Consider the following 11,966-nt stretch of genomic DNA (forward strand, 5'->3'; position numbering starts at 1 on the left):
AGAGAAAATGGATTGTACATGTTAAAAGGAGCGCTCTAGCATGAATGAAAATAAAAAAATTCCAAAGCGCATTCACTATTGCTGGTTTGGGGGCAAAGAAAAACCAGAGATTGTCGAACGCTGTATACGAAGCTGGAAAACCTATTTGCCTGATTACGAAATTACCGAATGGAATGAGCAAAATACAGATGTGAATAGCAGCCTTTATATGAAGCAGGCATATGAAGCTGGAAAGTTTGCGTTTGTCAGTGATTATGTGAGAGTCCATGCTCTTTATCAGTATGGCGGTATTTATCTGGATACAGATGTAGAAGTCTTTAAATCATTTGATGATCTTTTGCACCACGAGTCGTTTTGGGGGTTTGAGCAGGAGAACTTTATTGCAACCAGCACGATAGGCGCTCAAAAGAAAAACCCATTAATTAAAGTATTTTTAGATTCTTATAAAGACAAGCCTTTTCTTAAAAAAGACGGGACCTTCGATGCTCTAACAAATGTAGCAATCGTGACTCAAATATTACAGGATTTCGGATTGAAAAAAAATGGTGAAAAACAAGAATTGATTGGACTTGGTACGTTCTATCCTCAAGCATATTTTTCGCCATATGACTATATAAATTGCCGTGATTTTCATTCAGATTACACATATACAAAACATTACTTTTTTAAAAGCTGGCTTCCGCCAAAAGCTCGCTTAAAAAGTCATTTAAAAAAAGTGCTGGCTAAAGCTGTAGGTGGACACACGATTGCCAAGTTAAGGAGTTTGACCAAATGATATTTTAATTGCTTAAGGAGAATCCAAAGGTGACTATAGTCAAAAAAATTGTTCAAACACTAAAAAGAGAAGCTGCCACCAGAGGGCTGTATCACACTATTTTAATGAACCTTTCTTATTTACTTGCGTTTACGAGAGGATACTTTTATAAATGCATTTATTTTAAAAATATCCACTCTTCTTTATTTGCTCTTCAAGCCAATAGCAAAATAGAAATTTTTAATAAAAATTCCAGAATAATCATGGGGAAGTTTGTTTTCATGAGAAAGAATGTCAGTGTAAGAATTGATTTTGATGGGCAACTGTTCTTAGGAGAAAAGGTATTTATTAATGATAACTGTAATATCAACTGTGTCAATAAAATATCTATCGGTAAACATACTAAAATAGCACCCAATGTTTGTATCAATGACCATGATCATAACTACAAAAATGTATCTAATCAGCATTTGGTTAAAGGAGAAGTCATTATTGGAGAAAATGTGTGGATTGGATCTAATGTAGTGATTTTAAGAAATACACACATAGGAAACAATGCTGTTATAGGAGCAGGAAGCGTTGTAAAAGGCAATGTTCCAGCAAATACATTGTTTTTAAACAAAAAAGAAGAGAAATTGCTTCCTTTCTTTAACTCCAAAGAAAAGAGGAGCATTTTATGAAAAAAGACATTTTGATTTCTGTTTATGATATGGAGATCGGCGGAATAGAAAGAAGCTTAATTAATATGCTCGAAAGCTTTGATTATGAGAAGTATAACGTAGACTTATTAATTTTTCATCATAAGGGAGACTTTCTTACATTAATTCCTGAAAAGGTGAATGTTCTAAATGAAATTAATGCCTATTCTGTTTTTAGAAAGCCGATTATCCATTGTGTGAAGGAAGGTCACTATTTAACATCGGCGATTAGAATCATAAGTAAATTTGCGGCAAACATAAAGGCAAATTCAAGAAAGTTAGAAGAAGGCTCCGGCTATATACAAATGCAGCTGGCTTTAAAATACTCTTGTTATTTTCTGCCGAAGCTAAAAAAACAGTATGATATTGCGATAAGCTACGCGTGGCCTCATGATATTTTGCTCAAAAGGATAAAGGCGGGAAAAAAGATAGCCTGGATTCATACAGATTACAGCAAATTAGAGATAGATAATAAGGTAGATCTTAATATTTGGACAAAGTTTGATTATATTGTTTCCATTTCTGAAGAATGTACAAAAGCATTTTTGTCCGTATATCCGTCTTTAGAAAAGAAAATTTTATTAGTTGAAAATTTAACATCACCGGCTTTTATAAAGAAAATGGCTGGTAATGGGCAGCAAACAGCTCGAACGGAAGTAGACATAACTGATTTTAACCTTTTATCGGTTGGCCGTCTCTCGTATGTTAAAGGTTTCGATATGGCTGTTAAGGCGCTCAAAATATTACACGATAAGGGTCTAACCAATATCAAATGGTACATTATCGGTGAAGGCGGATATAAAGCTGAACTTGAGGAACTAATCCGTAAAAGTAACATGGAGAAAAGCTTTATACTATTGGGCAAAAAAACAAATCCTTATCCATATTTTAAGATATGTGACTTGTATGTACAGCCTTCTAGATATGAAGGAAAAGCCGTTGCTGTAACAGAAGCAAAGATACTGGAAAAACCGATTGTAATTACGAATTATCCGACTGCCCACAGCCAAATACAGGATGGACGAGAAGGAGTTATTTGTGAGCTGAGTGAAAAGGGACTTGCACAAGCGATAGAATTATTTTTCAAAAACAACAAGCTGAAAGATAATTTGGTTCAGAACATACAGAATCAAGATTATGACAATAAGAGTGAATTAAATAAATTATACGAAGTGATCAGATGACAAGCACAAGCTCACTAAGACAGAAGACCATTGAAGAAACTGATGTAGAGGGGTGTGGTATGTGTCTTATAAAGTAAGTGTAATAATACCTGTGTATAATGCGGAGAAATATATAGCTCAATGTATTGAATCATTAGCGAACCAGACGCTCAAAGAGTGTGAATTTATTTTTATTAATGACGGATCTTGGGATAACAGTAAGCAAATCATCGAAAGCTTCCAAAAAAAAGATAAAAGAATAAAGCTAATCAATCGAGCTAATCAAGGTGTAAGTGCTGCACGGAATTCAGGGCTGAAAGCTGCTTCCGGAGAATATGTAGGGTTTGTCGATGCAGATGATTATATCGGAGAAGACATGTATGAGAGGCTATACACTGCATGTATGAAAGGAAACTATGATGCAGTTATTTCAAATGTTGGAGACGGAAATGCTAGACAACAAATGATTACAAAATACCCTTTTCCGGTAAATCATTGTTTGGAACAAGACTATATACAAAAGCATATTTTACCCTATTTTTTAAAGAGTGATAATTTGAATACGGTCTGTACGAAATTATATAAAATGAAGATTATTAAACAAAACAACCTGTTCTTTCCAGAAGGCATCGCCTTGGGAGAGGATGGGTTGTTTAATCTTTATTTTATGAGCAGTGCACATAAAATAATTTATTTGGATTATACAGGTTATCATTACCGGGCAGTTAACGGCAGTGCAACAAGAAACATAAGTGAAAAAGATTACTTTAAAAGAGCGCTAGAAGTGTATGAGTTAGACTTGCCTGTGAAATTGGTTGGCGCAGTCGATCAGGAAAAAATAAAAGAATTAAAATCAATACGGCTAATAAACAGTGTTATGTCTTATATACATGTTTATTTTATGCCTTCGAAAATGAGGTTTAATAAAAGATATCAATATGTAAGAGGCATGATAACTAATAAAAGCACTAGAGAGGCACTGCCTTACTATGTAAAAGAAAACTATAGCGCGTTAGGCAGATATCAAAAATTTCTTATAAATATGATAAGAAAGCAATCAGTTGTAGGGCTTTATTGTGCTACAGCTTACAGCAGGTTCAGAAATAAATAATGCTGGGGGAATTTGATATGAAAATTATGATGTTCGCACATGGAGGCAGTCTTAATAGAGGCTGTGAAGCCATTGTCCGTTCTTCAACGAATATTATTAAAGAAAAAACAAGTGGGGCCAAGGTTTATTTAACATCATACAAACCTGAAACGGATAAAATTATCACTAAATTAGATGGAATATTTGACGGCTCTGACCGCCCGATCAAAAAGTACTCGTACAATTGGATTGTATCTGCATTGAAGGTAAAGTTTTTTAACGACGAATCTTATGCATTGGGTAAGGTTCATTACAATGTCATCAAGCATATCAAAGATATGGATATATGTTTGTCTGTAGGCGGAGATAATTATTGCTACGGAGAACAACCAGGATGGTATGAAGTAGACCGACGAGTACGAGCGCAGGGAAAGAAGCTGGTCTTATGGGGATGTTCAATCGGTGAGGAAGATATGTCAGAGAGAAAACTCGAAGATTTAAAGCTGTTTGACTTAATCCTTGCACGTGAAACCCTTACTTATAACATGCTGAGAGAGAAAGGGTTAACGAATGTTAAACTCTGTGCCGATCCAGCTTTTACGATGGAAAAAGAAGAGCTTGCACTTCCGGAGGGCTGGCAGGAAGAAAATACAATGGGATTGAATTTCAGCCCGCTTGTATGGAAGAAAAATCAAAAATCTCAAGAGTCGGTCAGAGAGCTTATAAAACACATATTGAAAACAACTGATATGACTATCGCTTTGACACCTCATGTAATAGATGAGGGGAATAATGACTATGAAGTTCTTTACAAATACTATGAAGAGTTTAAACACACAGACAGAGTAATCATACTTCCTGATCATTTAAATGCCACGCAATATAAGGGGTATATTGCCAGGATGCGATTTTTTATAGGCGCCAGAACACACGCTACGATCGCGGCTTATTCAAACTATGTGCCAACTATGGTATTAGGCTATAGTGTAAAGTCTAAAGGGATAGCAAAAGACCTGTTTGGAGAGGAAAAGCTAGTATTAGGCATCGAAGAAATATCTGATAGTAAAAGATTAACAGCAGCCTTTGATGAAATGGTAAAGGAAGAAGAAAAAATCAAAAACAAACTTCAAGAAACTGTGCCTCGTATAAAGAAAATGTCATATAAAGCCGTGAAATATATAACGGAATTGGTCCAATAAGATGAAGAAGCACTTACTTTTCGTGATGCCCGGTTTGGCAGCCGGGGGAGGAGAAAAAAGTTTAGTCAATTTACTGTCTCAAATAAACTATGATTTATACGATGTAGATTTATTTTTATTGAATCATGATGGTTTATTTATGGAATTTGTGCCTAAGCAAGTAAGAGTCCTGCCTTTGTCAGAATCCTATCACTTATTTACGCTGCCGCTTTTACAGTCAGTGAAACGGTTTCTCTTAAAGGGAAATTTAATATTGGCTTACAACCGTTTTATGTATGCTATTAAAAATAGAACAAAAAAGCACACTTCCATAAAAGAGCAATACAGCTGGAAGCATATTGAGAAATCTTTAGATCGGCTAGAGAAAAAGTACGATGCAGCAGTGGGATTTTTAGAGAAAACGGCTACATATTTTTGTGTCGATAAAGTAAAGGCAGAGAAGAGAATAGGCTGGGTTCATATCGACTACGATAAGTTAGGTATGGATCCTGTTTTTGATTCTAAATATTTTAAAAAGCTCGATACAATTGTGACTGTGTCGGAAGAGTGTGCCAACGTGCTTCAAAATAGGTTTCCAGCTCAAAAAGATAAAGTGGATGTAATCTATAATATTGTCTCATCTCAAACAATTAACAGGATGGCGCAAATAAACGATGAAAATATTTACGATAAAAAAGAGGATGAGTTTGTGATTCTTTCTATCGGCAGGCTTCATTACCAGAAAGGATTTGAATTGGCTGTAGCAGCCTGCAAGAAGCTAGTGGATCGAGGATACAATATTCAATGGAATGTAATAGGGGAAGGAGAGGAAAGAGAGAAACTCACTTGCTTGATCAAGGAAAACAAGTTAGAGAAACGCTTTAAATTATTAGGTCTGCAGACTAATCCATATCCTTATATACAGCAGGCAGATATTTATGCGCAAACGTCTAAATTTGAGGGGAAATCAATTGCGATAGATGAAGCCAAAATCTTAAATAAGCCTATTATAGTGACCAACTTCAGCACTGCAAAAGACCAGATAAAAAATGGTGAAGACGGTCTCATAGTCGAAATGGACGCAGAGGCTGTTGCAGAGGGAATAGAAGAGCTCATTTTAAACAAAGAGTTAAGAGAAAAGCTCGTTTATAACCTGTCCCAATTGAGGTTAGGAACAGAAAAAGAAATAGAAAAACTCTATAGAATTTTGGAATAGGTGATCTTAATGAGAAAGAGCATACTATTTGTGATGAATAATTTAAGCAGCGGCGGAGCTGAAAAGTCATTAAGCTCTCTACTGCAAACCATTGATTATTCTAAGTATGAGGTGGACTTGCTTTTATTTAAACCGGAAGGGTTGTTTTTTCGAAATTTGCCAAAACAAGTGAATGTGTTGGAGAAACCATTTGAATACCAGTTTTTCGATATGCCGATTAAAACTGCTCTTTCAGATTCTGTGAAAAAAGGAAGAATTGACATAGCTATTTCCAGAATAGGGGCCAGTTATATATTCAGAAAGGAGAAAAACAAATCCAGGTGTGAACAAAGAGCTTGGAGGTATATGTCAAAACCATTAAAAAAAATTAATAAATCCTATGATATTGCAATTGGTTACCTTGAAAAGTCCTCTATTTATTTTATTGTCGATAAAGTTAAAGCGAAAAAGAAAATTGGCTGGATTCATACCAATTATTCAAACTCAGGTATGGATCAACATTTAGATTATCCTTATTTTCAACAATTAGATCATATTGTGACGGTTTCTGAGGAATGTGCAGAAGCGATAAAAACTCACTTCTCCGACTTAACAAATAAGGTAAAAGTGATCGGAAATATTGTTTCTCCTGCGACTATTAATAACCTTTCAAACCATAAACTGCAGAGCGATTTTATTCAGGAAAAACAATATACCAATATCGTCACAGTTGCCAGGTTAGGAAATGAAAAAGGGATAGATATGGCAATAGAAGCGTGTGACTTGTTGAGAAAAAGCGGCCGTCAGCTAAGATGGTATGTCTTAGGATATGGAACAGAGAAAGAGCAAAAAGAAATGGTCAGCACAATCCAAGAAAAAAGTTTGCAGAATCATTTTAAATTGCTGGGGGTTAAAGAAAATCCCTATCCATATATCAAAAAAGCGGACATTTATGTACAGCCTTCCAGGTATGAGGGAAAATCAATCGCAATAGACGAAGCAAAAATTCTTCAGAAACCGATCATCGTTACTAACTTCAGTACCGCTAAAGACCAAATTAATGATAAGGAAAATGGATTAATTGTAGAAATGGATGGAGAGTCAATAGCTGCAGGAATTGAAAAACTAATGGCCGACAGAGAATTAAAAAACAAATTAATCTACAATTTATCCAGGGAACAGGTAGGAACAGAATCTGAAGTCCAAAAAATTTACCAGTTATTTCAATAATTAAATAAGGAAGAGATGTTTAACTGTCTCAGGATTGCTTTTTAAAGGAGGAAGAGAATGCTGAATCGGATAAAGAAATCTTTAACAGTACGGTTGGGAAAAGTTTCACAGGAAGATTTAACAGTAAAGGCGTGTATACAACGGGGAATGAAGGTTGGAGAAAATTGTCACGGGCTGGCTGGAAGCACTATTGACTATGCTCATTGCTGGTTGATAGAAATAGGAAATAACGTAACATTCGCTCCTCAAGCGTACCTCCTTGCACATGATGCCAGCACGAAAAGATACTTGGACTATACGAAGATCGCAAAGATCATAATAGAAGATAACGTATTTATCGGAGCAAGAGCCTTAATTATGCCCGGAGTTACAATAGGAAAGAATGCTATCGTAGCTGCCGGAAGCATTGTCACAAAATCCGTACCTGAAGGAAGTGTAGTGGGAGGGAATCCGGCAAGAGTCATAGCAAAAACAAAAGAATACATTGACAAGCATCAAGAGAACATGGCTAATGCACGTGTTTATGACGAGGGTTGGACAATAGGAGGAAACATCACAGAAGATATGTGTGACCAAATGTCCAAAGATTTAGGTAAAGCCTTTGGTTATGTTAAATAATTTCATTTTTGAAAGGAATAATAAAGTATGCTGCTACAAACTTTAGGCCTTATTGTTATTTTTATAGTTGCAATAGTAGTGATTGTCGATTTAATACCCTTAGTAAAAGATTGGGTGCTCAGAATTCAAATAGGAAGATATGAAGACAAAACCATATGGAATGAAAAGATAACGAATAAAGGATCATATTGGCTATTGCATACACCTAAAATAAAAGTAACTGATCATACGAGATTAACGGTTATCGACCGATTAAAAGGAAACTATACGAATAGCGCTATTCAACACTGGCAGGAAGCCGCGTTACTTTTAGGATTATCTGAATACTACAAAAATTCAGATGAAGAAGAAGTGAAAAATCGAATTAACAAATTTTTAAGTTTGAAATTTAACGACCTTGGCCAATGGAAAGAAGAGCCCAAGCATATAGATGCAGCGATATTAGCCTATGCTGTAATGAAATTAGATTTTGTCAATACAGATCACTATAAAAAAGCTTTGGATACTACATGGGAAATGATTCAATCACATATAGGAGCAGACGGTACGGTCGAGTATAGAAAGTTTATGAAAAGTTATCGTTATGTAGATACGATTGGCTTTATCTGTCCGTTTTTAGTAACCTATGGTGTTAAATACGGCAAGGAGGAATGTATAGACCTGGCTGTGAAGCAAATTCAAGAATATGAACGGCATGGAATGTTGAGAGGCGAATATCTTCCTTGTCACGTTTATAAGCTTGAAAACAAAGTGCCTCTTGGATTGTACGGATGGGGAAGAGGGCTCGGCTGGTTTGCGATCGGTCTTATAGATGCATGGGCTGAATTGCCGCATCATCACAGGTATAAATCTATATTAGAAAAAAGCGTAGAAGAATTTGCGAAGACAGCCATGAAGTTTCAGCAGGAAAACGGAAGCTGGAATTGGACAGTGACAAGAGGAGAGGCAAATGCAGATTCTTCTGCTACCGCTACACTCAACTGGCTTATGTTAAATGCTTCAACAATAAAAAGAATATCAAAAGATTGTTTGCAAAGCTATGAGAGATCCATTGATTATTTAATGAACGTAACAAGAAGAGATGGAGCAGTTGACTTTTCACAAGGAGATACAAAAGATATTGGGGTGTATTCTAGGTTGTTTAATATACTGCCATTTACTCAGGGGTTTAGCATAAGGTGTATTAATCGATATATGAATATCCAGCAAGAAGAACGGAGGCTTCGGGATGAAGATCACGGTATTTACTCCCACATACAATAGAGGTTATATCATTGAGCAGTTATACAGGTCATTGCAAAAACAAAAGTACACAGATTTTGAATGGCTGGTCATTGATGACGGCTCAACTGATCATACACAAGAATTATTCGAAGGGTGGATGCAAGAAAAGAATTCGTTTTCTATAAGATATTACAAAATTGAAAACGGGGGGAAACACCGGGCTATTAACAAAGCTACTGACTGGGCTCAAGGAGAGCTTTTTTTTATTGTCGATTCTGATGACTTTCTTACAGAAGATGCTTTAGAAAGCATCATAAAGTGGGAAGAAAGTTTGGAAGACAAAGGGTCATTTTGCGGCATTTCCGGGAACAAAGGAAAGAATGAAAACCAATGTTGGGGGACCACCTTTACCGGAGAGTACGTAGACGCCACTTCACTTGAACGAAAGAAACACAGTATAACCGGAGATAAAGCAGAGGTTTATTACACACATATTCTAAAAGAATATAAATTTGAAGAATTTGAAGGGGAAAACTTTATAACGGAAGCCACGGTGTGGGACCGAATGGCATTTGATGGCTATAAAATAAGGTGGTTCAATAAAACCATTTATATCTGCCAGTACCTTGAAGATGGCTTAACTCAAAATATGAAAGATATCTTTGCGAAAAACCCTAGAGGTACCGCCTGCTATATAAAACAGCAAATTTCATTTTACAAATACAATGTAAAAGGCAGATTAGCGAATTACAATTTATACTATGATTTTGTGAAAGGGCACATAAGTGTAAGCCAGGCAGCCAAATATTTAGATATTCCGCCGATTACTCTACTTTTTTCAATCTGCCTGTTTAAATGTAAAAAGCTTATATTGAACAAGCCATAGTCATCCCTCTTAGGAGGACCTTTACTCAAAATTTTTTACATTGGAGATAAAAAATGAGGATAAAACACTCGATTATTAATATAGCAGCTGGTTTAGCGAATCAGGTGATTATTACATCTTTAAGCTTTATTTCAAGAACTGTGTTTATCACCTACCTGGGTGTAGAATATTTAGGGATAAGCGGACTTTTTACGAGTATTTTGGCAATGCTGGCTCTCGCAGAAGCAGGAGTTGGCTCCAGCATCGTCTATAGCCTTTACAAGCCTGTAGCCGAAAACGATTATGAAAAAATAAATGTTTTAATGAAATTGTACAAAAAAGCATACTTAGTGATCGCAGCGGTCGTCTTCTCATTAGGGGTGGCGATTATGCCGTTTATTGGATTTTTTATTAAAGATACAAATATCGAACATGTTCACCTCATTTACTTTATCTTCCTAATGAATACGGTGCTTCCTTACTTATATTTGCATAAAAATAACTTCTTAAATGTGTGCCAAAAAACATATATTGTAACCGGTATTTATTCTGTTTCTTCTATTCTTTCGGTTGTTTTAAAAATAGCTATCCTATATTACACACAAAATTTCATTTTGTATTTAATCGTAGACTGTGTACTTACAGTCATCACTTCCATTTTGTTAGCGATCATTGTAAATAAAAAATACTCTTTCTTAAAAAACAAAGTAACGACAACTTTAGACAGTGACACCAAAAAGAATATCTTTAAAAATATTAAAGCAATATTATTGCAAAACATCGGCACGTACTTGGTATTTGGCACAGATAATATTATTATTTCCAGTTTTGTTGGTGTAGCGGCCGTCGGTTTGTATTCCAATTACAACATGCTGATTGAAATTTGCAGAACCTTCATTTATCAATTTTCAAGTAACATCTATCACAGTGTAGGCAACCTAGTAGCAAAAGAAAACAAAGAGAAAGTTTACAGCATCTACAAAGTGACCATGCTTCTGAACTTTTGGTTATATTCATTGTTTGGTATCCTGCTTTTCATTTTACTTGACCCGTTCATTGCTTTGTGGGTAGGATCGGAGTTTTTATTAGGAGATACCGTTTTAATTCTTCTGATCATTATTTTTTATGAACGAGGAATGCGAAATGCCATTTCTACTGTTAAAACAACAGCAGGCATTTTCCATGCAGATCGTTACGCTCCGCTTTGTCAAGCTGCTGTGAATTTGGTGGTCTCTATTGTATTAGTACAGTCAATGGGAATTGCCGGCGTTTTTCTTGGTACCTTGATTAGTGCTTTGGCTGTACCTTTTTGGATAACACCGTACTTGGTTTATAAAAAAGTATTTAAGAAGTCTCTTATCCATTATTTTGCACAGTACCTTTATTATGCTGTTGTAGCTATGGGAGTTTATTTTTTGGCTAATTTTATTTGTAGTTTTCTGACGGAAAGTACTTTTTTTATGTTAGTAATAAAAGCTCTTGTTTGTCTAACCGTTATAAATATTATTTATGTAATTGTTTTTCATAGAACAAAAGAATTTAAGTACTTAGTTGGAATTTTTAAAAATATTTTAGATACAGTTTGGGGGAGTTATCGGCTTAAAAAGTTAAAGGGAGACATTGCCTGATAGGTGTCAACTTAAATAAGCAGGATAGCACCACTATAATTAGACAGCTTTTTTTGTTTAAATGCTATTGAGGTCACATATCCTTTTGTTCAGTGAAGGTACTTGAGCCATGAAGTCGTTTGCAGGGTGTCCCAAACTATCAAATTGCTGATTTTGAATATGGTTTACATTAGTAAATTGTCATAAGAATAATCTTTTATGCCGAGAGATTGACCAATGTTAATGATGACTAATGTCTTAGCGGTCAACTGCTCTTTGAGAATATGCTGGTGTTCTGTGCGCGTTTCTCAATATCTATGCTCCTCAGCTTTTTTAAATAACTG

At 35.5% G+C, this 11,966-nt stretch carries 11 protein-coding genes; all 11 read left to right on the plus strand.

The features are described 5' to 3' along the window. The first annotated feature begins 40 nt into the window (after positions 1-40). The 11 genes from RIN81_RS06850 to RIN81_RS06900 all read left to right on the plus strand — a co-directional run bounded on the left by RIN81_RS06850 (position 41) and on the right by RIN81_RS06900 (position 11,643). Entirely contained in the window at positions 41-775 is a 735-nt protein-coding gene (locus tag RIN81_RS06850) for a glycosyltransferase family 32 protein (RefSeq protein WP_309088645.1), read from the plus strand. A 29-nt stretch (positions 776-804) separates the two neighbouring features. Then, entirely contained in the window at positions 805-1,434 is a 630-nt protein-coding gene (locus RIN81_RS06855) for an acyltransferase (protein WP_309088647.1), read from the plus strand. Beyond that, complete coding sequence (locus RIN81_RS06860) at positions 1,431-2,636, plus strand: glycosyltransferase (RefSeq protein ID WP_309088649.1); 1,206 nt, start codon at positions 1,431-1,433, stop codon at positions 2,634-2,636. The genes RIN81_RS06855 and RIN81_RS06860 overlap by 4 nt, the downstream gene beginning before the upstream one ends. A 61-nt stretch (positions 2,637-2,697) precedes the next feature. Next, positions 2,698-3,726, plus strand: a complete 1,029-nt coding sequence (locus tag RIN81_RS06865) for a glycosyltransferase family 2 protein (protein ID WP_309088651.1) — start codon at positions 2,698-2,700, stop codon at positions 3,724-3,726. A 17-nt stretch (positions 3,727-3,743) separates the two neighbouring features. After that, positions 3,744-4,904, plus strand: coding sequence for a polysaccharide pyruvyl transferase family protein (locus RIN81_RS06870; protein ID WP_309088653.1), 1,161 nt, complete (start codon positions 3,744-3,746; stop codon positions 4,902-4,904). A gap of 1 nt (position 4,905) precedes the next feature. Further along, positions 4,906-6,099, plus strand: a complete 1,194-nt coding sequence (locus RIN81_RS06875; RefSeq protein WP_309088655.1) for a glycosyltransferase — start codon at positions 4,906-4,908, stop codon at positions 6,097-6,099. A 9-nt stretch (positions 6,100-6,108) separates the two neighbouring features. Next, on the plus strand, positions 6,109-7,308 hold the full coding sequence (locus RIN81_RS06880; RefSeq protein ID WP_309088657.1) for a glycosyltransferase: 1,200 nt from the start codon (positions 6,109-6,111) through the stop codon (positions 7,306-7,308). A 57-nt stretch (positions 7,309-7,365) separates the two neighbouring features. Further along, the gene (locus tag RIN81_RS06885) at positions 7,366-7,926 is read left to right on the plus strand and encodes an acyltransferase (RefSeq protein ID WP_309088659.1); all 561 of its coding nucleotides are present in this window, start codon (positions 7,366-7,368) and stop codon (positions 7,924-7,926) included. A 27-nt stretch (positions 7,927-7,953) separates the two neighbouring features. Next, positions 7,954-9,189 (plus strand): glycoside hydrolase family 88 protein, encoded by a 1,236-nt coding sequence (locus tag RIN81_RS06890; protein WP_309088662.1) that lies wholly within the window; start codon positions 7,954-7,956, stop codon positions 9,187-9,189. After that, positions 9,155-10,036 carry a glycosyltransferase family 2 protein gene (locus tag RIN81_RS06895; protein ID WP_309088664.1) on the plus strand — a complete coding sequence of 294 codons (882 nt, stop codon included), beginning with the start codon at positions 9,155-9,157 and terminating at the stop codon, positions 10,034-10,036. Before RIN81_RS06890 ends, RIN81_RS06895 begins: the two co-directional genes overlap by 35 nt. A 53-nt stretch (positions 10,037-10,089) precedes the next feature. Continuing rightward, positions 10,090-11,643 (plus strand): lipopolysaccharide biosynthesis protein, encoded by a 1,554-nt coding sequence (locus tag RIN81_RS06900; protein ID WP_309088666.1) that lies wholly within the window; start codon positions 10,090-10,092, stop codon positions 11,641-11,643. The last annotated feature ends 323 nt before the right edge of the window (positions 11,644-11,966 follow it).

This window comes from Domibacillus sp. (genome assembly GCF_031181085.1).
GTDB lineage: Bacteria > Bacillota > Bacilli > Bacillales > Domibacillaceae > Domibacillus.